Here is a 23,166-nt window from a genome sequence, read left to right on the forward strand (position 1 = left end):
TTAAAAAATGTTAACCCTGTAATAGACGAATCAACAAAGAACCGTTATACATCGCGTCCTTCACGAGCGCGGCCCCCGCCATTGTCCCTTGATTAGTAAATTGCGTACTCTCTACCACAATGTGTCGACTGTATGCCGGAAGCGCCTGTTGACGAATGCAGTCAGCAATAGTCGGGAACAATATATCTGCTGCTTTACTGAGCGGAGATCCGATAAGAATCTTTTGCGGATTGAACAAGTTCACCATAATGGCCAGAATTCGACCAACATGGGTGCCGACGCCGCTAATGATATCTTTCGCTAATAAATCGCCCTGCATGGCCGCCAGACACAGTGAGTCCACCGTCAGCGGTTGTCCGTGCAGTGAGGAACTCATCGACTGCTTAAGTCGTACCTGCGCCAGCTCAAGAACACTGTCAACACTGGCAATCGTTTCCAGACAACCATGGTTTCCGCAATAACACCGTTTCCCGTAAGGGTCGACCTGCGTATGGCCAATTTCGACCAGACTGCTACTCCCGGCATGCAGCAAATGACCGTCGGTGATCACCCCTGCACCCACATTGTGGTCAATCACCACCTGAATAACATCGCGGGCACCGCGCGAAGCGCCAAAAAGTGCCTCAGCCATGGTCCAGGCGCTGATATCGTGCTGAATGTACACGGGCACACCGGTGTGCTGCTCGAGGGCTTCGCCCAGCGGCATCTCTTTAACATCTTCGTAAAACGGCATGCGATGAACGATGCCATTTTCTGTATCGATGATTCCTGGTAAGGTGATAGCGATAGAGGTTAATCGCTCAAGCTTTTGCTGATGGCGGATAAAAAACTGATCGACCTGTGTAATAACACGAGTCAGCAGAGGAATCTCGGAGACAAGCGGCATTTCAAGGCAATCTTCAACCACCAGCTTGCTGCTGAGGTCGCGTAACGCAAGAAAAATCTCGCCACGACTGATACGAATCGATAAGTAGTGCCACGCTTCCGTTTCGACCACCAGACCAACGGCCGGACGCCCGCGACTCCCTGCTTCTTTTATTTCCAGTTCTTGCACCAGATGTGCTTCAAGCATTTCCCGAACAATTTTTGTAATACTGGCAGGCGCCAATTGTGCCAGGCGAGAGAGATCAATACGCGACACCGGTCCTAACTGATCAATCAGGCGATAAACTGCGCCCGCATTGGTCTGTTTAATTTGATCGATATGCCCAGGCTGACTATCAGCAACCACCACTTACTCCCTTTATTTTCGCGCTCCGAAATAATCTGTAGGCTATGGTGAAGCACTTCAATGGCTTCCGTCAACTTTTTACTTAGCCGTGTGATTTACTGCACATTTTCAACCATTTTTAAACTAAATTAACCGCACTGAACGGCCGCTAAAAGCTGCTGGCGAAAGCGTTGCGCAGCGTAACTCTGCTCACGGTGTTTGGGCCACACCAGCCACATTTCAGACACGGCATCTTCTTCCGCAATGGGGATCCAACACATTTCATACAACTGCACGCGTTTAAATGAGGCTGGCAGAATGGAAACCCCTAATCCTGCGGCCACCAGTCCGATAATGGTCATGGCTTCCCCAACCTCCTGAGCGATGGTCGGCGTGAGGCCATAGCGACGCATCAGGCCAAGAATATCATCATACAGGCCGGTCCCCACATGCGGGTCAAAAAAGACAAACGGTTCATTCGCCAGTTCAGCCAGTGTGACAACCGGCTTTTGCGCCAAAGGATGTACACGAGGGATCATTGCCATCAGTGGTTCATGCAGGATGACCTCCCAGCTTAGCGTGTCAGGGAGTTGCGTATTACGCAAGAGTCCCAGATCCAGCGTCCCCTCATTGAGCGGAGCAATTTGCTCACGCGTATTCATTTCACGGGTTTGCATATGCACCGCGGGGTAGCACTGGCGAAAGAGAGACAGCGTATCTGAAACTGCTTTAATAAATGGTGCTGACGAGGTAAAGCCAATTCGCAGTTCCCCTGCTTCTCCCAGATGCAAACGCTCTGCTCTTGCCGCCGCCTCATTCACTAACCCCAGGATCTGTCGGCTGTCTGCCAGAAACTGCTTGCCTGCGGCTGTCAGGGCCACGCTACGATTTGTACGCGCCAGAAGACGTGCCCCAACTTGCTGTTCGAGGATTTGGATCTGTTGACTCAACGGAGGTTGTGAAATATTCAGCCTTGCCGCCGCACGGCCAAAATGAAGTTCTTCTGCAACCGCCACAAAGTAGCGCAGGTGACGCAGTTCAATATTCATATTTTTAAAATATTATTTGAGATTATTAATATATTAGACAGAATATTGGGATTTTCATACCCTTAAGGCTGGTACTGTAGACGTAATGATTGAGCAAGGATTTCAAGTGAGTCGTACAACTATTGTCGATACCGCACCGGCAAGCGATATTGATAAACAAATTATCACCCCGCCGGATGGTTATATAAAACGCGGTACCTCCTCTTTTATGCGCGTCACACTGGCGCTCTTTTCTGCCGGACTGGCGACATTTGCCCTCCTCTATTGCGTGCAGCCCATACTGCCAGTGCTGTCGCATGAATTTGGGGTATCTCCAGCCAGTAGTAGTATTTCACTTTCTATCTCAACCGCGATGCTCGCTATTGGTTTACTGTTTACCGGTCCTCTTTCCGATGCAATTGGCCGCAAGCCGGTGATGGTGACCGCGCTGCTGTTAGCATCCTGCTGTACCCTGCTTTCGACAATGATGACCAGCTGGCACGGAATTTTAATCATGCGCGCGCTGATTGGTCTGTCACTAAGTGGCGTCGCAGCAGTAGGAATGACGTATCTCAGTGAGGAGATTCATCCCAGCTTTGTGGCCTTCTCGATGGGCTTATATATCAGTGGTAACTCGATTGGTGGCATGAGCGGTCGTTTGATCAGTGGCGTATTTACCGACTTTTTTAACTGGCGAATCGCGCTGGCAGCTATCGGTTGTTTTGCCCTGGCTTCCGCGCTGATGTTCTGGAAAATATTACCGGAATCCCGTCACTTCAGGCCCACATCGTTGCGACCTAAGACGCTGTTTATCAACTTCCGTTTGCACTGGCGTGACAGAGGTTTACCGCTGCTTTTCGCGGAAGGTTTCTTGTTGATGGGCTCATTCGTCACGCTGTTTAACTACATCGGCTATCGCCTGATGCTGTCTCCCTGGGAACTCAGCCAGGCGATTGTTGGGTTGCTGTCCGTCGCTTACCTGACCGGAACCTGGAGTTCGCCAAAAGCGGGTTCAATGACCACGCGTTATGGTCGTGGTCCGGTGATGTTGTTCTCAACAGGGGTGATGCTGTTTGGTCTGCTGATGACGTTATTCACGTCGCTATGGTTAATATTTGCCGGAATGTTGCTCTTTTCTGCGGGTTTCTTTGCGGCACATTCCGTGGCCAGCAGTTGGATCGGCCCACGGGCTAAACGTGCTAAAGGCCAGGCCTCTTCACTGTATCTGTTCTCTTATTACCTGGGGTCGAGCATTGCAGGTACGCTGGGGGGGGTGTTCTGGCATAACTACGGCTGGAACGGCGTGGGCGGATTTATTGCGCTGATGCTGATCCTCGCCCTGCTCGTTGGCTCCTGCTTGCACCACCGATTACATGCATAAAATATGTTGCCCTGGGATGCAAAACATCACCAGGGCAGCAATATGGACTACGATGATGCCAGCATCGCCTGGGCTCCAATTTGCAGACCAATAACCGTTCCATTCATCAGAATATGCAGCACTATCGGCATCAGAATTCCGTTGCTTTTTATTCTGGCAATGATCAACACCAGCGAAACAATAAACAGCAGCAGTAGCGTTCTCATGTCCATATACTGCGTATGCATCAGCGCAAATATCGCCGAAACCACTAGCGACGTCAGCCATGTTTTATCATTGAACCAGTACTGAAAGGCGTTGAACAGGCAACCTCTGAACACCATTTCTTCATAAATCGGCGCAATAAATATCAGGGTCAGACTCGATAACCAGAGCGCGTAACTGCTCAGTGATACCTGAGTTGTAACCCATTCTTCATTCTGTCTGATACCCAGCACCCATGGCATGACGAACTGCACCACCAAAAGCGCCGTGAACAAAATAGCAAACCATCTTATGTTGAAGCTCCCTTTCCCTAAGCCTTTTCTTTGACGAAAGAAGAAATAATACAGTGGTACCAACACGACGAACTCCGCAATAAACAGCAGCGGAAAAAGTAAACCCTTCGCCTGTAATGTCTGGCTTTCAGAAAAGAATAGCGGGATGAACGTGATGCCAAACATCAACAAAAACATCGAAAAGCAGCCAGATACCGCCTTTGTCCTGGCAATATAATCGTTACTTACTTCCTGTCGCACACCCTCTCCTTGACAAAATGTTATGTCAGTCGTTCTAAAGATAATTTTTGTTTATGATAAAAAGTATCATTATCATTTACAACCTACCAAAATTACATCGCATCCGTGATGAATGGGTAAATGCCTAAAATCACGTTAGACTCTCAAGTCTGGTCCATCAGAACGAGAACTAAAAAATGAGTAACACTGCTAATTATCAACAGCTCACCCGCACCTTCCAGCGGCTCTCTCGCTTCTCCCATCTCTCGGCTATCGCCAGTTGGGATATGTTTACCATGATGCCTTCCGGCGGCAGCAAAGCCCGGGGTGAAGCTCTGGCAGAACTGAGCGTACTTGAGCATCAACTTTTAACCGATCCTAATGTGGCAAAATGGATTGCCGCCGCCGAGCAGGAGGATCTTAGCGATATAGAACAGGCGAATCTGCGCGAGATGTCGCGGTTGCATCATCAGGCTGCGCTGCTGCCGGAATCGCTGGTAGAAGCAAAATCGCTGGCGGGTAGCCGCTGTGAACATGCCTGGCGCAGTCAACGTCCGGCAAATGACTGGGAAGGTTTTGCTGAGAATCTGAAAGACGTTGTTAAATATAGCCGTGAAGAAGCCAAACTGCGGGCCGAGGCCAAAGGATGTACGCCTTACGATGCGTTGCTGGATGTATTTGAACCAGAAATGACCAGCGCGCGGCTGGACGGACTTTTCACAGACCTAAAAAGCTGGCTACCGGATCTGTTAAATAAAGTAGTGGCGAAACAGTCTCAACAGTCACTCATCGCGCCGGTTGGCCCCTTCCCAACAGCAATCCAGCGCGAGTTAGGCCTTGAAACGATGACTCGGCTGGGATTCGACTTTACCGCCGGTCGACTGGACATTAGTGCGCATCCATTCTGCGGCGGCGTACCGGAAGATGTTCGTATTACCACGCGTTATGATGAAAACGAATTGCTCAGCGCACTTTTTGGCGTCATCCATGAAACCGGTCACGCCCGATATGAACAAAATCTGCCGCGCAACTGGGCCGGACAACCTATCGCACTGGCTCGTTCAACCGCAATTCATGAATCCCAAAGTCTGTTCTTTGAAATGCAACTTGGCCGCAGTCAGGCATTTCTGAAGGGACTAATTCCAGCGGTTAAAAAGCATTTTGGCGATCAGCCTGCGTTTGAACAACAAAACTTCATCGCCTGGAACCAACAAGTGAAGCCTGGCTTTATCCGCGTGGATGCTGATGAGGTCAGCTATCCCGCTCATGTTATTCTGCGCTATGAAATTGAGCGTGCGTTGATTAACGGCGACATTGAAGTTGATGATATCCCGGCGTTGTGGAATGAGAAAATGCAGGCATGGCTCGGACTTTCAACAATCGGCAATTATCGCAATGGTTGTATGCAGGATATCCACTGGACCGACGGTGGGTTTGGCTATTTCCCTTCTTATACGCTGGGCGCCATGTATGCAGCACAGTTGTTTAGTGCGGCAAACCGCGCATTGCCTGATTTAGAAAGTGCCATTGCGCAAGGTGAATTTGGCACCCTGTTTGACTGGCTGCATCAGAATGTCTGGCAACATGGCAGCCGTTATACCACCGAACAGCTTATTATCCAGGCCACCGGCGAACCTCTCAGCAGTCGCTATTTCCGCGCCCATCTGGAAGCCCGTTATCTGTAATCGCTTACCGTGAGTCATTGTACATATCGTTACATGCCGATACCAATGACTCACGGAAGCCTTGAGATTACAGCGATATAGTTATTTCAACGGCCCCGCAGTGGGGTTGAATGAAAAACCAAATCGAGGGTATGAGAATGAAAAAAGTATTAGCTCTGGTTGTTGCCGCTGCTATGGGTCTGTCTTCTGCTGCTTTTGCTGCTGAAACAACTGCTACCACCGCTCCGGCTGCTGCTGCGACCACAAAAGCAGCCCCGGCAAAAACAACGCATCATAAAAAACAGCATAAAGCCGCTGAGCAGAAAGCTCAGGCCGCTAAAAAACACACTAAAAAATCTGCAACCAAACCTGCTGTAGAACAAAAAGCACCAGAGCAGAAAGCTCAGGCTGCGAAAAAACATACCAAAAAAGCGGCAACTAAACCTGCTGCAGAACAAAAAGCACCAGAGCAGAAAGCTCAGGCTGCTAAAAAACACAGCAAAAAAGCAGTAAAACACGAAGCCGCTAAACCTGCTGCTCAACCTGCCGCATAAGACATCAGTAATAACAATGGCGTCCCCCACGCCATCGCATACGGCGCTAAGTCTTCCTGATTTAGCGCCGCCTTTCGGAGGGTAAAATGGTGTCACATTACCGCTTTGAGTTCATTCTTATTACACTGATAATTTGCGCCCTAATTGCTACGCACTTTTATCTTTCCTGAGTGTAGTTATCTGATTTTACTCCCACTTTCCCACCGTCCCGTCTATAGTATTAACTGAGGGTTTGCTGTTAATAATCATAATTCCCCACCAGAGTGTGATATGCATAAAACCATTGCGGTATTACTGGGTTCAATTTGTTTTTTTCCTGTCGTTGCGCATGCGGATCAGCCCACAACGACCAGCAAAGATGCTGACGATATAAAAACGCTATTTTTTGGGCATGACGATCGCGTACAGATTACTGACCCGACACAGTCCCCCTGGGACGCTATAGGACAACTGGAAACCGCCAGCGGTAACCTGTGTACAGCAACGCTCATCTCACCTCATCTGGCCCTGACTGCCGGACATTGTTTATTGACCCCACCCAAAGGCAGACCAGATAAAGCTGTCGCGCTGCGCTTCGTATCGAAAAAAGGCGTCTGGCGCTATGAAATCCACGGTATTGAGGGTCGGGTTGATGCTTCACTTGGCAAGCGTTTAAAAGCGGATGGCGACGGCTGGATAGTGCCACCTTCCGCGGCTCCCTGGGATTTTGGTCTGGTGGTGTTGCGTTATCCTCCCAGCGGAATCACACCACTTCCCTTATTTGAAGGCGATAAAGCTGAGTTAACTGCGGCGTTGAAAGCCGCCGATCGCAAAGTGACTCAGTCAGGCTACCCCGAAGATCACCTGGATGACCTGTATGCGCATCAGGACTGCGTTGTTACCGGCTGGGCGCAAAATACCGTGTTGTCACATCAATGCGATACGCTCCCGGGAGACAGCGGTTCTCCACTGATGTTGAAAACCGATTCCGGTTGGCAATTGATTGGCGTGCAAAGCTCTGCTCCGGCGGCAAAAGATCGCTGGCGGGCCGATAATCGTGCCATTTCCGTTACCGGATTTCGCGATAAGCTGAACGCTTTGATGAAGGATTAACATTGTGCTGCCCGCGTTTGCAGGCAGCACTAACATCAGGCAAGTTTTATCATAATCATTCCGGCCAGGAGTAATGCCAGGCCAATCCAGCCTTTATTATTCAGGCGCTGCCCAAAAAGCACCCATCCTGCAGCCAGCGTTGCGGCAATCCCAAATCCGCCCCACAAAGCGTAGGCAACTGAAAGATCGATGCCCTTTACCGCCTGAGAGAGTGCACTAAAGGCAGCCAATACAGCAACCAGTGACAGTACGCCATACGCCTTGCGACGGAAACCATCAGAAAATTTCAAAAATACGTTAGCGACGATTTCCAGAACAATGGCCATACCCAACCATGCACCGTGAACCCACTCAAACTGCTGCATGGGTCACCTCCCTCCTCGCTTTAGACGGCTTACGCGTACCCGACTTGATCAGGACAATGCCTAACACCAGCGAGACCAGACCGGCAACCTTCATCGTGGATAAGGTTTCATCAAATAACAGCACGCTAAACAACGTAATAAATAAAATACCAATGCCTTCCCACAAAGCATAGGCCACGCCGAGTGCTATTTTTTTAACGGCAAAACTGAGAAAAATATACGATAAGGCGATCATTACCAGCATTAAAATAAAGCCTGTATTGCCATGGCCTACGCTTGCCCATTTCATCGACAGCGTTCCGGTAATTTCAGCCGCAATGGCCAGACCTAATAAAATCCAGTAAAACATGATGCTTCTCCTGCTTGAGAATATAGTCCTTTGGGCCTACTGCATGCAGCAAACCAAAAAATAGAATCAGATAGCTCAGCGCATAACGCCAGCTCAGGCAGAAGAAGGGACTAAAGCGCGTTGCGCCAGTGTTGCTCACCCGCAAGCAGGAAAGTAGAGGAGGTACGAAGAAGTGTAGGTAAACGCAAAAAAAGCCTGAACATATTGTCCATAATATTACAATTATCCGCAGTGTTGCTTCTCGTCATCGCGGATGATAATTGTCCTCGGTAGTTAAACACAGATGATTTGTATCATAGGTTCATTACGAACTCAAAACCTTTTCACTTCTTTACCCGGTTCGTTTGCTTTTTGTTAGGACGGCTCGACACAAGTCACATTATTATTTCAGGTACAGTTTCAAAAATAAAAAATCAGGAATAAACATGGCGAAACCGATCATCACCCTTAACGGTCTAAAATTAGTCATCATGCTGGGCATGTTGGTTATCATTCTTACCGGCATTCGCTTCGCCGCCGATATCATCGTGCCATTTATCCTGGCGTTATTTATCGCGGTGGTACTTAATCCGATGGTACGGCGCATGGTAAAACTTCGCATACCTCGAGTAGTAGCAGTGTCATTGCTGATTGTTATTATTGTCATGCTAATGGTGCTGCTTTTGGCTTATTTAGGTACATCCTTAAATGAACTGGCACGCACGCTTCCACAATACCGTTCATCGTTGGTTATCCCGCTGAAAAATATCGAGCCGTGGCTACAGCGCGCTGGGATCGGCGTCTCCGTGGACGAGCTTGTCAAATATATCGATCCCAACGCTGCAATGACGCTGGTCACCAATTTACTGACACAACTTTCCAATGCTATGTCATCGATTTTTTTGCTGCTGTTGACGGTTGTTTTTATGCTGCTGGAAGTACCGCAACTGCCCTGTAAACTGCAACAGATGATGAGCCGACCACTTGAAGGAATGGCGGCAATTCAACGAGCGATCGACAGCGTCTCTCACTACCTGGTACTAAAAACGGCTATCAGTATCGTCACCGGACTGGTTGCCTGGGGCATGCTTGCAGCGCTGGATGTACGCTTCGCCTTTGTCTGGGGCTTACTGGCCTTCGCGCTCAACTATATTCCTAATATCGGTTCAGTACTGGCGGCCATTCCACCTATTGCTCAGGTGCTGGTATTTAGTGGTTTTTATGATGCGCTGGTGGTACTGGCGGGTTATCTGGTGATTAATCTGGTATTCGGCAATATCCTCGAACCCCGCATTATGGGACGCGGGCTGGGACTCTCCACACTGGTAGTGTTTCTGTCGTTAATCTTTTGGGGTTGGTTGCTCGGACCGGTGGGTATGCTACTTTCCGTGCCGCTGACCATCATCGTTAAAATTGCGCTTGAGCAAACTGAAGGCGGTCAAAGCATTGCCGTCCTGCTTAGCGACCTCAACAAAACGTAAATCGCAGTTGTGCTAAAGAGCGCTATAGAGATACTCTGCACGGTTTTGATGTATACAAGATGGCCGGTACCAGAGTGTTTTTTCGCATCGGATCAGGCATCGGAAGAATGGCATACCCAATGCACGGGTTCTTTATACAAAAACGGCCTCCGAAAAGGCCGTCGTATTTTTTGCTAACGTATTACAGCGCTTTCAGAATAGCGTCCACGCTGGCTTTGGCATCACCAAACAGCATATGGGTGTTATCTTTAAAGAACAGCGGGTTCTGCACACCAGCATAACCGGTATTCATTGAACGTTTGAACACGATAACGTTTTGCGCTTTCCACACTTCCAGCACCGGCATACCGGCAATTGGACTGCGCGGATCGTCCTGCGCCGCCGGGTTCACCGTGTCGTTCGCACCGATAACCAGCACGGTATCGGTATCGGCGAAATCATCATTGATCTCATCCATTTCCAGCACGATGTCATAAGGCACTTTGGCTTCCGCCAACAGAACGTTCATATGACCAGGCAGGCGCCCCGCTACCGGGTGAATACCAAAACGCACCTTAATGCCGCGCGCACGCAGTTTCTCAGTAATTTCAGCGACCGGATATTGAGCCTGAGCCACTGCCATACCGTAGCCTGGGGTAATGATCACCGAATGCGAGTTTTTCAGCATTTCCGCCGTATCTTCCGCATTAATTTCACGATGTTCACCTGCTTCCTCGGCATCACCAGCGGAAGAGCCATCGGTACCAAAACCACCGGCAATAACGCTGATGAACGAGCGGTTCATCGCCTTACACATAATGTAAGACAGGATCGCCCCCGAAGAACCAACCAGCGCGCCGGTTACAATCAACAGGTCGTTGCTTAACATAAAGCCTGCTGCCGCTGCCGCCCATCCTGAATAGGAGTTCAGCATTGAAACCACAACCGGCATATCTGCCCCACCGATAGACGCCACCAGATGCCAGCCGAAAGCCAGCGCAATAATGGTCATCACCAGCAGAGCCAGAACCTGCAGCCCTACGCTTTCGGTACGAACAAATACCACCAACAGCAGGAACGAAACAACCAGCGCTGCAAGGTTCAGTTTATGACGGTTCGGCAGCATCAGCGGCTTAGAAGAGATCTTGCCGCGCAGTTTGCCAAATGCCACGATGGAACCTGTGAAGGTCACCGCACCGATGAAGATGCCAAGGAACACTTCGGTCAGGTGAATATTCACCAGAATCGGTTCCAGACCGGTATCGTGATACAGGTAGCTGTTAAAGCCTACCAGCACCGCTGCCAGGCCTACGAAGCTGTGCAGAATCGCAACCAGCTCCGGCATCTCGGTCATCTCAACTTTCTTCGCCAGACGAATACCAATCGCGCCGCCGATGATCATCGCCACCAGGATCCATGCAACGTTGCCGGTATCCGGGCCAAAAATCGTCGCAATCAACGCAATCGCCATCCCGGCGATACCAAAGTTATTCCCCTGTTGGGATGTTTCATGTTTTGAAAGTCCCGCCAGGCTGAAAATAAACAGGATCGCGGCAACAATGTATGCAGCTGTAACTAATCCTCCAGACATGTGTTACCCCTTAGTTTTTCCGGAACATTTTCAGCATGCGCTGAGTCACGGTGAAGCCACCGAAAATATTAATGCTGGCAATAAGCACCGCGATAAAGCTCAGGAAACTCACCCAGCCACCCTGGCCAATTTGCAATAATGCGCCCACAACGATGATCCCTGAAATGGCGTTAGTCACAGACATCAGCGGTGTATGCAGCGCATGCGACACATTCCACACCACGTAGTAACCAACCACGCAGGAAAGCGCAAACACCGTAAAGTGCCCCAGGAACTCTTTTGGCGCCACATCGGCAAGCCAGCCAAACAGAATAACTACCAGTGCCATCAATGCATACTTACGCCACGGCGATACCGGTTTCTTCTCTTCTACTGGTGCAGGCGCTGCTTTTGGCGCAGCCTGCGGCTGAGCGGAAACCTGGATTGGCGGAGCTGGCCACGTTATTTCACCCTCGCGAACTACCGTCACACCACGCACGACCACGTCATCGAAATCAACGGTGATATTGCCGTCTTTCTCTTTGCATAGCAGTTTAAGCAGGTTAACGAGGTTAGTACCGTACAACTGGGAGGACTGGGTTGGTAAACGGCCCGGAAGATCGGTATAACCAATGACCTTCACACCGTTCTCGGTAGTGGTCACCTGATTGGCAACGGTGTACTCACAGTTACCGCCGTTTTGCGCGGCCAGATCGACAATAACGCTGCCCGCTTTCATGGAGTCAACCATTTCACGGGTGATCAGTTTCGGTGCCGGTTTGCCCGGGATCAGCGCGGTTGTTACGATAATGTCAACGTCTTTCGCCTGAGCGGCAAACAGCTCCATCTCGGCTTTAATAAACGCTTCGGACATTACTTTGGCATAACCATCGCCGCTGCCTGCTTCCTCTTTGAAATCCAGTTCAAGGAACTCAGCGCCCATACTCTGAACTTGTTCTTTAACTTCCGGACGTGTATCAAAAGCGCGAACAATCGCCCCCAGGCTATTTGCCGCACCAATGGCCGCAAGACCTGCAACACCGGCACCGATAACCATCACCTTCGCAGGAGGAACCTTACCTGCAGCGGTGATTTGCCCGGTAAAGAACCGACCGAATTCATGCGCAGCTTCAACAATGGCGCGATATCCGGCAATATTAGCCATTGAACTTAGGGCATCAAGCGACTGCGCGCGCGAAATTCGCGGCACGGAGTCCATTGCCATTACCGTTACATTCCGCTCAGCGAGCTTTTGCAATAACTCAGGATTTTGTGCAGGCCACAGAAAGCTGACCAGCGTAGTTCCCGGATTCAGCAACGGAATTTCGAATTCTTCCGGTGCATTGACCTTCAGGATAATCTCTGACAGCCAGACAGCATCCCCGTCAACAATTTCTGCGCCCGCTTGCACAAACGCCTTGTCGTCAAAACTAGCCAGTTGACCCGCGCCGCTTTCAACCGCGACGCTAAAACCCAGCTTCAGTAACTGCTCAACCGTCTTCGGCGTTGCTGCAACACGGGTTTCATTGGTTAACCGTTCTCTTGGTATGCCAATTCGCATAATGTTCCCTTCCATCTGTATTTTTGATGATGGTTTATCAATGTTCGCAAGAGGCATCTGCGCACTCACGTAAGAGGTAAGCGTTACCTCAACAAAATAAAACAGTAACAAACTCTGTATAACCTACTGAAATTAGCGCTTGTGATCTAGCGCCAAAAAACAGTATTTATTATGAAATTCGCAAAACAGGGATGAATTTCCCCTCAGACAGGGATAATGCCCTTGAAATAGCCCACAAAGGCCGATAATTCGCTCAAGCGAAGCGGCAAAACATGATTAAGCGCCACCATAAAACAATTGATTAACATTAAATTAACTTATGAAATTCAACTGCTTCATTAGTTTTAGCGCTCAAACGTCGAATTTTTGGACATATCACAAAATGTTATCGCCGTTGTTACTTTGCGTGGCACGATGAGTGAAAAATGACGCAGACACTGACACAATTTAAATGCAATAATCAGCCACGTTTCTAGTCAATAACAATACCAGTACCTGGTTTGCGCAAGGCGAAGGATTATTTTTATGAAGCTTAAGAACACTCTCCTGGCGTCCGCACTCCTTTCTGCGACTGCTTTTTCTGTAAATGCAGCGACAGAATTGACGCCGGAGCAAGCGGCTGCCCTGAAACCCTATGACCGCATTGTGGTTACCGGCCGTTTTAATGCTATTGGCGATGCGGTTACCGCCGTGTCCCGCCGTGCAGATAAAGACGGTGCAGCCTCCTTTTACGTTGTTGATACCTCAGATTTTGGCAGTGGTGGTAACTGGCGCGTTGTAGCCGACGTCTATAAAGCTGACGCGGAAAAAGCGGAAGTCTCCAAAAATCGCGTGATCAATGGCGTTATAGAATTACCGAAAGATCAGGCCGTTCTGTTGGAACCTTTTGATACCGTTACGGTACAGGGTTTCTACCGCAGCCAACCTGAAGTAAACGACGCCATCACCAAAGCGGCGAAAGAAAAAGGGGCTTACTCTTTCTATATCGTTCGTCAGGTCGATGCCAACCAGGGCGGCAACCAGCGTATTACTGCGTTTATCTATAAAGCCGATGCTAAAAAACGTATTGTCCAAAGCCCTGATGCAATCCCTGCGGATTCTGATGCTGGTCGTGCAGCGTTAGCTGCAGGTGGCGAGGCAGCGAAGAAAGTTGAGATCCCAGGCGTAGCAACAACCGCTTCTCCGAGTGCTGAAGTGGGCCGCTTCTTCGAAACCCAGTCAACCAAAGGCGGACGTTACACTGTCACTCTGCCGGATGGAACCAAAGTCGAAGAATTGAACAAAGCAACCGCCGCAATGATGGTGCCATTCGACAGCATCAAGTTCACCGGTAACTACGGCAATATGACTGAAGTGTCGTATCAGGTCGCTAAACGTGCCGCGAAGAAAGGTGCTAAGTACTACCACATTACCCGCCAGTGGCAGGAACGTGGTAACAACATGACCATCAGCGCCGATCTGTATAAATAATGTCGATGACGTTATAAATGTCTTATCTGGCCTACAGCTCTGTAGGCCAGATTATTCACAGCCAGAATGCCATCAGGCCAGACTCAAACATCACGATTAAGCCGACTTTTCACACTATCAGTCACAAATCTCTCTAACCCCATTGCATGCGCTCTCTTCTCTCCGTAAAATCCCGCGCCTTAGTGGCTTTCACCATTTTTATGCGGTTTGCCAAAATAATTATTCTCTCACTCTCGTTTTTGTAACTGGATACAAATGGAAAAGAAATTGGGTCTGAGCGCACTAACAGCGCTGGTTTTAAGCTCAATGCTTGGCGCTGGTGTTTTCAGTCTGCCACAAAACATGGCGGCAGTAGCCAGCCCGGCGGCATTACTGATTGGTTGGGCGATCACCGGTGCGGGGATCCTCCTGCTCGCTTTCGCTATGCTAATTCTGACGCGTATTCGCCCGGACCTGGATGGCGGTATTTTTACCTATGCGCGTGAAGGCTTCGGTGAGCTGATTGGCTTCTGCTCTGCGTGGGGATACTGGCTGTGCGCCGTTATCGCTAACGTTTCCTATCTGGTTATCGTTTTTTCTGCGCTCAGCTTCTTCACTGATACTCCTGAATGGCGTCTGTTCGGCGACGGCAATACCTGGCAATCTATCGTTGGGGCATCGGTGCTGCTGTGGGTAGTCCATTTTCTGGTTCTGCGTGGAGTACAAACGGCAGCCAGCATCAATCTGGTTGCTACGCTGGCGAAATTACTGCCGCTGGGATTGTTTATCGTATTGGCATTTATGCTGTTTAAGCTCGATACCTTTACTCTTGATTTTACCGGCGTGAAGCTTGGTGTCCCCGTCTGGGAGCAGGTCAAAAATACCATGCTCATCACGCTATGGGTGTTCATTGGCGTGGAAGGTGCAGTGGTGGTTTCTGCGCGTGCGCGCAATAAACGCGATGTTGGTCGCGCTACGCTGCTGGCGGTCCTCGCCGCATTGGGTGTTTACCTGTTAGTTACCCTGCTATCTCTTGGCGTTGTTGCCCGTCCTGAACTGGCCGAGATCCGCAACCCGTCGATGGCCGGTTTGATGGTCAAAATGATGGGACCGTGGGGCGAAATTATCATTGCCGCCGGTCTGATTGTCTCCGTCTGCGGTGCTTATTTAAGCTGGACGATTATGGCTGCAGAAGTGCCTTTCCTGGCATCCACGCACAAAGCCTTCCCGCGTATATTTGCCCGACAAAATGCGCAGGGTGCACCATCAGCATCCCTGTGGCTGACCAACATCTGCGTACAGGTTTGTCTGGTTCTGATCTGGCTCACAGGTTCTGACTACAATACGCTGCTGACTATTGCCTCAGAGATGATTCTGGTGCCCTATTTCCTGGTCGGCGCATTCCTGCTGAAAATCGCCACCCGTCCGATTCATCAGGCTGTCGGTATCGGTGCATGTATTTATGGCTTATGGTTATTGTATGCGTCAGGCCCAATGCACCTGTTGCTGTCTGTTGTGCTGTATGCGCCAGGGTTACTTGTTTTTCTTTACGCCCGCAAAACGCTCACGCACGATAACGTATTAAAACGCCAGGAAATAGCATTGATCGGTCTGCTACTCGTAGCCGCCGTTCCGGCAACCTGGATGTTGATGGGGTAAGCGTCAGTCCCATCGTTTGATGCAAATGGAGATTACGATGGGTAATAAGCCCCCTTTACCAATTCTTATCACCGGCGGAGGTCGTCGCATCGGCCTCGCTATCGCATGGCATTTTCTGAATCAAAAACAGCCAGTAATCGTCAGCTATCGAACGCATTATCCGGCCATTGATGGCCTACGCGATGCTGGCGCATTGTGTATCCAGGCTGATTTCTCAACCGATGCAGGTGTACTGACTTTTGCAGACGAGGTCAAAACACGCACAAATGGGTTACGCGCTATCGTGCATAACGCCAGCGCCTGGATAGCAGAAAAACCAGGCACCCCGCTGTCTGAAGTGTTGTCCAGCATGATGCAGATCCACGTCAATACCCCCTACCTGCTTAACCACGCGCTGGAAGGTTGCCTTCGCGGTCACGGACACGCAGCCAGCGACATTATCCACTTTACGGATTACGTCGTGGAGCGTGGCAGCGACAAGCATATTGCCTATGCAGCCAGTAAGGCTGCACTGGACAATATGACCCGTTCATTCGCCCGAAAACTGGCACCAGAGGTAAAAGTTAACGCTATCGCCCCCTCACTGATCCTGTTTAACGAGGGTGATGATGCCGAGTATCGCCAACAGGCGCTGAACAAATCGCTGATGAAAACAGCCCCCGGTGAAAAAGAGGTCATTGATTTAATAGACTATCTGTTAACCAGCTGTTTTGTCACGGGCCGTAGCTTTGCCGTTGATGGCGGTCGCCATCTGCGTTAGTGCAGTTTTATCCAACAGAAAATCAGTAACCACGCGCTCAGGCTCCAGCATACAACTGCCCCGCCGAGCGCAACGGGTAAGCGCATAAAACCGGTGAAGTACCAAAGCGAAATGAGATAGACAAAATAGGGAATAATCGACCACATGCTGAACACAATGGTGGTACGTAACGCTTCAATTCCACGCTCACTGGCCACAATATAATGAGCGATCAGCGCAAATGTCGGGAACAAAGGAATTAATCCCGCGATATAGTAATTCTTTGTTTTAGCCAGCAAACCAATCAACACCACGACCAGCGCACCCAGCGCCGCTTTTATAACGAGCCCCATCACTTAGCCTTAACACATTGACAACATCAGCCTCTAGCATAACGGAAGCGTTCTCGTTTAGAAAAGATTAATGGAAGGAAAAACGGGGGCGGTGTATGTTGGCGTTTTATATTCAAAATGAATGATATGAACACCATCGTATTTGTTGAAGATGATCCCGAGGTAGGCTCGCTGATTGCCGCCTATCTGGCCCGGCATGACATTGAGGTTATTGTTGAGCCTCGTGGTGATCTAGCCGAAGAGAAGATCCTGCACGTTCAACCCGATTTGGTGTTGTTAGATATTATGCTTCCGGGTAAAGACGGAATGACTATCTGCCGCGATTTACGCAGCCGTTGGCAAGGTCCAATAGTCCTTCTGACATCGCTGGACAGCGACATGAACCATATTCTTGCGCTTGAAATGGGCGCCTGCGACTACATACTGAAAACGACGCCTCCGGCAGTGCTACTGGCTCGCCTGCGTCTACATTTACGTCAGAATGAACATTCAGCACAATCAAAAGGAATTCAGGCAGCCACGATTACGCCGCATACCACACTGCGCTTTGGCACACTAACTATCGACCCTACCAACCGCTCCGTACTGCTCGCTGGAGAACAAGTCGCCCTCTCGACCGCTGATTTCGAGTTACTCTGGGAACTGGCTACACACGCGGGACAAATTATGGATCGCGATGCGTTATTGAAGAATCTGCGCGGCGTGAGTTATGACGGACTTGACCGTAGTGTGGATGTGGCGATTTCCCGGCTGCGTAAAAAGTTGCTCGATAACGCCACGGAACCGTACCGTATCAAAACCATCCGCAATAAAGGTTACCTGTTCGCCCCGCATGCCTGGGATGACGAACAGCGCAAATAAACTGTTCTCGCCAGGCTGGTTGATTCAACCGGTCTGGTGGATTCCCCCCTGCTTTCAGACATATTATTGTCTTTAATACAGCCCCTCAAAGTGACACTGTCACACAAATTGTATGCTGGATAAGCATAAGAACCACACCTGAGTCAGAACCACACTTTTTGTGTGGCCCCAGGCATTCTCTCTCCCTATAATCCGTCCCGGTCCTGAACCCTTAGGGTTCGTAGGTTTATTTCAGAAATCAAAACTCTTTCCGGCATTTCAGGTGCTGAATGAGGCAAGAGGCTACAATATGTTCGTTACACTCGCGTATATCGCGTTTTTTTTGGTTTGTTCATGGGCAATATTCAGAATTAATCAAAAAAGTAATTCCCTGTCAAAAAGTGTTTTCATTGCCATTTTTTTGGGTGCCATTATCGGCTTGTCCCTTCATCTTATAACTCCTGACCGCAGTAAAACGGTTATCGACTGGTATAATATCATCGGCAACGGTTACGTAAATTTACTGAAACTGGTTGCGGTCCCTCTGATATTTATCTCTATTCTCTCTGCTATTAACAAGCTCGAAAACAGTGCTGGCATTGGCAAAATGTCGCTAACTATCGTCGGATGCATGTTATGTCTGGTGATGATTGCCGGGTTTATTGGGCTACTGACGGCGCATGTTTTAGGTCTGGATGCCAGTGCTTTCGGTCATATGCAGTCTACGCTGACGGATGCCGATGTGAGTAAAACAGCGGCCATTTCGCTGCCTAAACTGGTCACTTCTTTAATTCCCACCAATATTTTCCTCGACCTTACGGGGGCCAGAAGTGTTTCAGTTATTGGTATTGTTATCTTCACTCTCCTCGCCGGCGTGGCATTATTAAAAGTCAAACAGGACGCGCCAGAAGAAGGTGAAAAATTAAGCGCAGGGATCAATGCCATCCAGATTTGGGTCATGAAAATGGTGCGGATAGTTATTGCGCTGACCCCATATGGCGTGATGGCATTAATGGCAGGAGTCTTCTCCGCTTATCGCTTAGAGCAATTTGCCAGTCTGCTGGGATTTATTGGTGCCTGTTACATCGCGATACTGATGATGTTTATCGTTCACGCACTGATACTGGTACTGAGTGGTAACAATCCCATTCGCTATTTTAAAACTGTCTGGCCGGTATTAACCTTTGCGTTTGTTTCGCGCAGCAGCGCGGCATCGATTCCGCTGGCTATTACAGCGCAGGAAAAGTTTGGCGTTCAAAATACCATTGCCAATATCGCTGCTTCATTTGGCTCCAGTATGGGGCAAAATGGCTGCGCCGGGATCTACCCCGCGATTATGGTAGCAATGATTGCCCCGACGATGGGAATCGATCCGCTTTCAGTTCACTTTCTCCTTGCCATGCTACCGGCGATTGCGCTGGGATCGATTGGGGTTGCTGGTGTCGGTGGCGGTGGCACATTTGCCGCACTGATCGTCCTTTCAACACTCAATTTTCCGGTCGCACTGGTGGGTATTTTCATTGCCATTGAACCCATTGTCGATATGGCAAGGACGGCATTAAACGTTAATGGCTCGATGATGTCTGGAGTACTGGCAAACCGTATTTTGAATAAGGAGTCGCCTGCACAGCAACGGGTCAATGCGAATTAATCGTCCTCAATAAACCCGTTGATTGCTCTGCAGACAAAAGCCTTTCTGTCCACAGAAAGGCTTTAATATTTCAACTGAACGTCAACCCATCGTATTTTTTCCAGCGATAATTCAATGCAGAGATAATCCAACAGGTAATAAATACGCCGATAATAACGAACCCAACATTCCCCATATGTTCACTCAGGCGGCCTACTGTGTCCCATAAACCGCCCTGCAGTGAAAATACCTCTGACAACAGACCCAGAGCTTCCAGCCCACCGATAAATACAGCAACAATTACTGATGTCCCGGTGATGGTCATATTGTAATAGAGTTTTCGTTGCGGCTTATTAAACGCCCAGCCATAGGCTTCGACCATCAACATACTGTCAAGGCAATCAATCAACGCCATTCCGCAGGTAAAGAGCGCAGGAAATATCAGGATTGACCAGATGGACATACCACTCGAAGCGCTTGAAGCAGAAATACCTAACAGCGAAATTTCCGTAGCAGTATCAAAACCCAGACCAAATAAAAAACCGACAAAGTACATATGCCAGTCTTTGCCCACCAGTCTGAATGCCGGGCGGAAGATCCAGCTCAGCGGACCAGCAACGGTGACATCTTCAGTGGAACCAGCATAGATACCCGTCTTTTTCAGGTGACGAAATGCCTTCCATACCTGACAAAAAATGATGAGATTGATGGTAGCCAGAATAAGCAAAAATGCGGCAGAAACTGCGGTCCCTATAACTCCCCCGACATTTTGCAACCATAGCATATGCTGTTTAAAGGCACTGGTAGTCAGGGCGATACCAATGCTGGCCAGCACCACAATGGTGGAATGCCCTAATGAAAACCAAGCCCCGGTGGTCAGCGCGCGTTTTTTCTGCTGAATAAGTTTTCGTGTCGCACTGTCGATGGCGGCAATGTGATCGGCGTCAACAGCGTGGCGCAGCCCATAACACCATGCGATAAGACATAGCGCCAGTAGTGAAGTGTTATTGCTAAACGCAGTGAACGCCCAGAGCCAGGCCACAACATTTGCACCGACCAGAAGAGTCACCAGCAGAATAATGTGTGGGCGTTTTTTAAGTAAGGAAAACAACAAATTCACTATTTCCACCAAATTAATTTTGTAGTCAAAGACACAACTGAACCGCTGTTCTCTGGTTGATTAATAAAACATTTACCAGCCTAATGATAACGTTTAAAAATTACCAACCAGTGCTGTAGATCAAAGTTGATGCTAGCTATGCTCAAGTTCAGCTATGGCTAACTCAGCCACCCGCAGGGTTATAGCCGCATTATCACCCTCTTCCAGAAACCATGCGGAAGACAGCCCGCACCATGCCGCTATCCACATCAGGAGTCGTTCACGTTCAAGTTCGGCAACCTCAGAGACAACGTCTACGCGTTGTACGAATGTTTCAGGTTCAATAGCAACTGACATTGTGGTATCCGCAAGATCGGGATTAGTGAAAATATTGGCATAATCAAACCCACGCTCACCGATTAATCCTTTGGGATCAATTGCCAGCCATCCTGAAACACCAAAATCAAGAACATTGTTGTGGTGCAAATCACCGTGAAGAACTACAACCTCGCGAGGACTGGAGAACAATGATTTTGCCAACTCTGCGCAACGCATCATGATACCGCCATGAATTTGTGCAGCAGGCGCAAGATCATGAAACCAGTGATGCAGTGGAATTAGCGTTGGCAAAGATGCATTTGGCGGTACATGGAGCTGCCTTGCCGTGTGGCAGATTATGCGACATGCTTGATCATCCTGTCCTGTGATCGACAGGGTAGATAAAGAGCCAGCCCCTGTCGCCCGCTCTAAGAGTATTGCCCCATCCTCATGAGCCAGCACGTTCGCTGCTCCCCGCCCGTTCCACCAGGCCATTAGCTCGCAACCTCGACGCTCACTATCATCATTCGTGAGTTTTAGAATCGCTTTCTGGTGATCTTTACGCATCATTACCGGTAAAAGCTGCGACGTATGAGTTATGACAGGAACGCCATCAGGAATAAGTCCCCAGCGACTGAGATAGTTACTGAACATGTGTTATTTCCAACATTTTTGGTTGCCGGGTAAGAACGTTTAGCGAGTTTCTTTTGCAGCAGTATAACTGTACTCTGCCAGGATAAGTGCGCGTGATGGTAAACGGAGAGCAGTTCTGAACCGAAAAACGCCTCCATAGCTAAAACGCATCGCTACCATGTTAAGTATCCGGTGAATTTTTATGAAGAAGCTGTTTGTGCAGTTTTACCTCTTGCTGTTCGTCTGCTTTCTGGTCATGACCTTATTGGTCGGGCTGGTGTACAAATTTACCGCAGAGCGCGCTGGCAGACAGTCACTTGATGATTTGATGAAAAGCTCGTTGTATCTGATGCGCAGCGAATTACGTGAAATTCCCCCACGCGACTGGGGGAAAACGCTGAAGGAGATGGATTTGAACCTCTCGTTTGATCTCCGCGTTGAGCCACTGAATAAATACCATCTGGATGCTCCGACCATGCAGCGGCTGCGCGAAGGCGATATCGTTGCACTCGACGATCAGTACACGTTTATTCAGCGTATTCCCCGCAGCCATTACGTGCTGGCCGTAGGTCCGGTTCCCTATCTCTATTTTCTGCATCAAATGCGCCTGCTGGATGTCGCGCTAATGGCGTTTATTGCCATCTCCCTCGCCTTCCCGGTGCTAATCTGGATGCGCCCACACTGGCAGGAGATGCTTAGACTGGAAGCCGCCGCGCAGCGTTTTGGAGAAGGACATCTGAGTGAGCGACTGCACTTTGACAGCGGATCCAGTTTTGAACGGCTGGGCGTGGCGTTTAATCAGATGGCGGACAATATCAATGCGCTGATCGCCAGCAAAAAGCAGCTTATCGATGGTATTGCCCATGAACTTCGTACCCCCCTGGTGCGATTACGTTACCGACTGGAGATGAGTGATAACCTCACCGAGCAAGAGTCTCAGGCTCTGAACCGCGATATTGGCCAACTGGAAGCGCTAATTGAAGAATTACTCACTTACGCCAGACTGGATCGCCCGCAGAATGAGCTAAAGCTCAGTGTACCGGACCTGCCCGTTTGGCTGGTAACCCATCTGGAAGATGTACAAAGCGTCACCCCTGAGCGTTCGGTGCGTTTGCGTCATCTTATAACCGGTGATTACGGCGCACTGGATATGCGTCTGATGGAGCGCGTACTGGATAACTTGCTAAATAATGCCCTGCGCTATTGCCAGTCTACGGTACAAGCCAGCCTGCTGCTGCACGGAAATCAGGCAACACTGGTTGTCGAAGATGACGGTCCGGGAATCGAACCCAACGCCCGCGAGCAAATTTTTGAACCGTTTGTTCGCCTTGATCCCAGCCGCGACCGCGCCACCGGTGGCTGCGGGCTGGGTTTAGCTATCGTGCACTCCATCGCGCTGGCAATGGGCGGTACTGTAGTCTGTGACGAAAGCGAGCTGGGCGGAGCCAGATTCACTTTTAGCTGGCCCGTCTGGCATAACATTCCCGAATTTTCCGCTGCCTGACCTATACAGCTCG

At 49.5% G+C, this 23,166-nt stretch carries 22 protein-coding genes; 11 read left to right on the forward strand and 11 right to left on the reverse strand.

The features are described 5' to 3' along the window. Positions 1–10: 10 nt before the first annotated feature. Together mlc and SK36_RS10570 are read right to left on the reverse strand one after the other, a co-directional pair. Positions 11–1,231: a sugar metabolism global transcriptional regulator Mlc gene (gene mlc / locus SK36_RS10565; RefSeq protein ID WP_045442657.1), complete on the reverse strand. Its 1,221-nt coding sequence runs from the start codon at positions 1,229–1,231 to the stop codon at positions 11–13. 128 nt (positions 1,232–1,359) lie between these two features. After that, positions 1,360–2,259, reverse strand: coding sequence for a LysR family transcriptional regulator (locus SK36_RS10570; RefSeq protein ID WP_048221494.1), 900 nt, complete (start codon positions 2,257–2,259; stop codon positions 1,360–1,362). A 106-nt stretch (positions 2,260–2,365) separates the two neighbouring features. Between SK36_RS10570 and SK36_RS10575 the strand changes: the two genes are divergently transcribed. Further along, positions 2,366–3,619 (forward strand): MFS transporter, encoded by a 1,254-nt coding sequence (locus SK36_RS10575; RefSeq protein WP_045449601.1) that lies wholly within the window; start codon positions 2,366–2,368, stop codon positions 3,617–3,619. 47 nt (positions 3,620–3,666) lie between these two features. On the opposite strand, the gene SK36_RS10580 is transcribed toward SK36_RS10575, so the two are convergent. Further along, positions 3,667–4,293 carry a CPBP family intramembrane glutamic endopeptidase gene (locus SK36_RS10580; protein WP_370637145.1) on the reverse strand — a complete coding sequence of 209 codons (627 nt, stop codon included), beginning with the start codon at positions 4,291–4,293 and terminating at the stop codon, positions 3,667–3,669. 239 nt (positions 4,294–4,532) lie between these two features. Here SK36_RS10580 and SK36_RS10585 point away from each other — a divergent pair, with 239 nt between their 5' ends. The 3 genes from SK36_RS10585 to SK36_RS10595 all read left to right on the forward strand — a co-directional run bounded on the left by SK36_RS10585 (position 4,533) and on the right by SK36_RS10595 (position 7,645). After that, positions 4,533–6,020: a carboxypeptidase M32 gene (locus SK36_RS10585; protein ID WP_045442650.1), complete on the forward strand. Its 1,488-nt coding sequence runs from the start codon at positions 4,533–4,535 to the stop codon at positions 6,018–6,020. 137 nt (positions 6,021–6,157) lie between these two features. Next, complete coding sequence (gene asr / locus SK36_RS10590; protein ID WP_048221496.1) at positions 6,158–6,553, forward strand: acid resistance repetitive basic protein Asr; 396 nt, start codon at positions 6,158–6,160, stop codon at positions 6,551–6,553. 270 nt (positions 6,554–6,823) lie between these two features. Further along, positions 6,824–7,645, forward strand: coding sequence for a trypsin-like serine peptidase (locus SK36_RS10595; protein WP_048221497.1), 822 nt, complete (start codon positions 6,824–6,826; stop codon positions 7,643–7,645). Positions 7,646–7,680: 35 nt separating this feature from the next. Here SK36_RS10595 and mdtI read toward each other — a convergent pair whose 3' ends face one another. From mdtI to SK36_RS25245, 3 genes are all read right to left on the reverse strand, one after another. Then, positions 7,681–8,010: a multidrug/spermidine efflux SMR transporter subunit MdtI gene (gene mdtI / locus SK36_RS10600; RefSeq protein WP_045442642.1), complete on the reverse strand. Its 330-nt coding sequence runs from the start codon at positions 8,008–8,010 to the stop codon at positions 7,681–7,683. Continuing rightward, complete coding sequence (mdtJ, locus tag SK36_RS10605; protein WP_190284577.1) at positions 7,997–8,362, reverse strand: multidrug/spermidine efflux SMR transporter subunit MdtJ; 366 nt, start codon at positions 8,360–8,362, stop codon at positions 7,997–7,999. The genes mdtI and mdtJ overlap by 14 nt, the downstream gene beginning before the upstream one ends. 107 nt (positions 8,363–8,469) lie before the next feature. Next, complete coding sequence (locus SK36_RS25245) at positions 8,470–8,640, reverse strand: protein YdgV (RefSeq protein ID WP_136345589.1); 171 nt, start codon at positions 8,638–8,640, stop codon at positions 8,470–8,472. 144 nt (positions 8,641–8,784) lie between these two features. Between SK36_RS25245 and SK36_RS10610 the strand changes: the two genes are divergently transcribed. Then, positions 8,785–9,819, forward strand: a complete 1,035-nt coding sequence (locus SK36_RS10610; protein ID WP_045442636.1) for an AI-2E family transporter — start codon at positions 8,785–8,787, stop codon at positions 9,817–9,819. A gap of 181 nt (positions 9,820–10,000) precedes the next feature. Here the strand turns inward: SK36_RS10610 and pntB are convergent, their stop codons facing one another. Beyond that, a complete protein-coding gene (pntB, locus tag SK36_RS10615; protein WP_048221498.1) occupies positions 10,001–11,389 on the reverse strand; it encodes a Re/Si-specific NAD(P)(+) transhydrogenase subunit beta in 1,389 nt (462 codons plus the stop codon). 10 nt (positions 11,390–11,399) lie between these two features. After that, a complete protein-coding gene (gene pntA / locus SK36_RS10620; protein WP_048222692.1) occupies positions 11,400–12,929 on the reverse strand; it encodes a Re/Si-specific NAD(P)(+) transhydrogenase subunit alpha in 1,530 nt (509 codons plus the stop codon). A 525-nt stretch (positions 12,930–13,454) separates the two neighbouring features. Between pntA and ydgH the strand changes: the two genes are divergently transcribed. From ydgH to folM, 3 genes are all read left to right on the forward strand, one after another. Next, positions 13,455–14,399, forward strand: coding sequence for a DUF1471 family protein YdgH (gene ydgH / locus SK36_RS10625; RefSeq protein ID WP_045442630.1), 945 nt, complete (start codon positions 13,455–13,457; stop codon positions 14,397–14,399). A 255-nt stretch (positions 14,400–14,654) separates the two neighbouring features. Continuing rightward, positions 14,655–16,037: an amino acid permease gene (locus SK36_RS10630; protein WP_045442628.1), complete on the forward strand. Its 1,383-nt coding sequence runs from the start codon at positions 14,655–14,657 to the stop codon at positions 16,035–16,037. Positions 16,038–16,074: 37 nt separating this feature from the next. Next, positions 16,075–16,797 carry a dihydromonapterin reductase gene (gene folM, locus SK36_RS10635; RefSeq protein WP_045442625.1) on the forward strand — a complete coding sequence of 241 codons (723 nt, stop codon included), beginning with the start codon at positions 16,075–16,077 and terminating at the stop codon, positions 16,795–16,797. On the opposite strand, the gene SK36_RS10640 is transcribed toward folM, so the two are convergent. Next, complete coding sequence (locus tag SK36_RS10640; RefSeq protein ID WP_045442622.1) at positions 16,794–17,129, reverse strand: GlpM family protein; 336 nt, start codon at positions 17,127–17,129, stop codon at positions 16,794–16,796. The genes folM and SK36_RS10640 overlap by 4 nt on opposite strands. Positions 17,130–17,255: 126 nt before the next feature. Between SK36_RS10640 and rstA the strand changes: the two genes are divergently transcribed. Together rstA and SK36_RS10650 are read left to right on the forward strand one after the other, a co-directional pair. Beyond that, entirely contained in the window at positions 17,256–17,990 is a 735-nt protein-coding gene (gene rstA, locus SK36_RS10645) for a two-component system response regulator RstA (RefSeq protein ID WP_167493968.1), read from the forward strand. A gap of 289 nt (positions 17,991–18,279) precedes the next feature. Then, the gene (locus SK36_RS10650; RefSeq protein ID WP_048221499.1) at positions 18,280–19,620 is read left to right on the forward strand and encodes an L-cystine transporter; all 1,341 of its coding nucleotides are present in this window, start codon (positions 18,280–18,282) and stop codon (positions 19,618–19,620) included. A gap of 70 nt (positions 19,621–19,690) precedes the next feature. On the opposite strand, the gene SK36_RS10655 is transcribed toward SK36_RS10650, so the two are convergent. Beyond that, on the reverse strand, positions 19,691–20,719 hold the full coding sequence (locus tag SK36_RS10655; RefSeq protein WP_048221500.1) for a HoxN/HupN/NixA family nickel/cobalt transporter: 1,029 nt from the start codon (positions 20,717–20,719) through the stop codon (positions 19,691–19,693). A 132-nt stretch (positions 20,720–20,851) separates the two neighbouring features. Next, entirely contained in the window at positions 20,852–21,670 is an 819-nt protein-coding gene (locus SK36_RS10660) for an aminoglycoside phosphotransferase family protein (protein ID WP_048221501.1), read from the reverse strand. A 181-nt stretch (positions 21,671–21,851) separates the two neighbouring features. Here SK36_RS10660 and rstB point away from each other — a divergent pair, with 181 nt between their 5' ends. Further along, positions 21,852–23,153, forward strand: coding sequence for a two-component system sensor histidine kinase RstB (gene rstB, locus SK36_RS10665; RefSeq protein ID WP_045442610.1), 1,302 nt, complete (start codon positions 21,852–21,854; stop codon positions 23,151–23,153). Positions 23,154–23,166 lie beyond the last annotated feature (13 nt).

It is taken from the genome of Citrobacter sp. MGH106, assembly GCF_001037495.1.
GTDB lineage: Bacteria > Pseudomonadota > Gammaproteobacteria > Enterobacterales > Enterobacteriaceae > Citrobacter > Citrobacter murliniae.

Bases quoted from the DNA above. Each gene is read 5' to 3' on its own strand.
- SK36_RS10570 (WP_048221494.1), bottom strand. From the start codon at position 2,259: ATGAATATTGAACTGCGTCACCTGCGCTACTTTGTGGCGGTTGCAGAA.
- SK36_RS10580 (WP_370637145.1), bottom strand. From the start codon at position 4,293: ATGTTTTTGTTGATGTTTGGCATCACGTTCATCCCGCTATTCTTTTCT.
- SK36_RS10585 (WP_045442650.1), top strand. From the start codon at position 4,533: ATGAGTAACACTGCTAATTATCAACAGCTCACCCGCACCTTCCAGCGG.
- asr (WP_048221496.1), top strand. From the start codon at position 6,158: ATGAAAAAAGTATTAGCTCTGGTTGTTGCCGCTGCTATGGGTCTGTCT.
- SK36_RS10595 (WP_048221497.1), top strand. From the start codon at position 6,824: ATGCATAAAACCATTGCGGTATTACTGGGTTCAATTTGTTTTTTTCCT.
- mdtI (WP_045442642.1), bottom strand. From the start codon at position 8,010: ATGCAGCAGTTTGAGTGGGTTCACGGTGCATGGTTGGGTATGGCCATT.
- SK36_RS10610 (WP_045442636.1), top strand. From the start codon at position 8,785: ATGGCGAAACCGATCATCACCCTTAACGGTCTAAAATTAGTCATCATG.
- pntB (WP_048221498.1), bottom strand. From the start codon at position 11,389: ATGTCTGGAGGATTAGTTACAGCTGCATACATTGTTGCCGCGATCCTG.
- pntA (WP_048222692.1), bottom strand. From the start codon at position 12,929: ATGCGAATTGGCATACCAAGAGAACGGTTAACCAATGAAACCCGTGTT.
- ydgH (WP_045442630.1), top strand. From the start codon at position 13,455: ATGAAGCTTAAGAACACTCTCCTGGCGTCCGCACTCCTTTCTGCGACT.
- SK36_RS10630 (WP_045442628.1), top strand. From the start codon at position 14,655: ATGGAAAAGAAATTGGGTCTGAGCGCACTAACAGCGCTGGTTTTAAGC.
- folM (WP_045442625.1), top strand. From the start codon at position 16,075: ATGGGTAATAAGCCCCCTTTACCAATTCTTATCACCGGCGGAGGTCGT.
- SK36_RS10640 (WP_045442622.1), bottom strand. From the start codon at position 17,129: ATGGGGCTCGTTATAAAAGCGGCGCTGGGTGCGCTGGTCGTGGTGTTG.
- rstA (WP_167493968.1), top strand. From the start codon at position 17,256: ATGAACACCATCGTATTTGTTGAAGATGATCCCGAGGTAGGCTCGCTG.
- SK36_RS10650 (WP_048221499.1), top strand. From the start codon at position 18,280: ATGTTCGTTACACTCGCGTATATCGCGTTTTTTTTGGTTTGTTCATGG.
- SK36_RS10660 (WP_048221501.1), bottom strand. From the start codon at position 21,670: ATGTTCAGTAACTATCTCAGTCGCTGGGGACTTATTCCTGATGGCGTT.
- rstB (WP_045442610.1), top strand. From the start codon at position 21,852: ATGAAGAAGCTGTTTGTGCAGTTTTACCTCTTGCTGTTCGTCTGCTTT.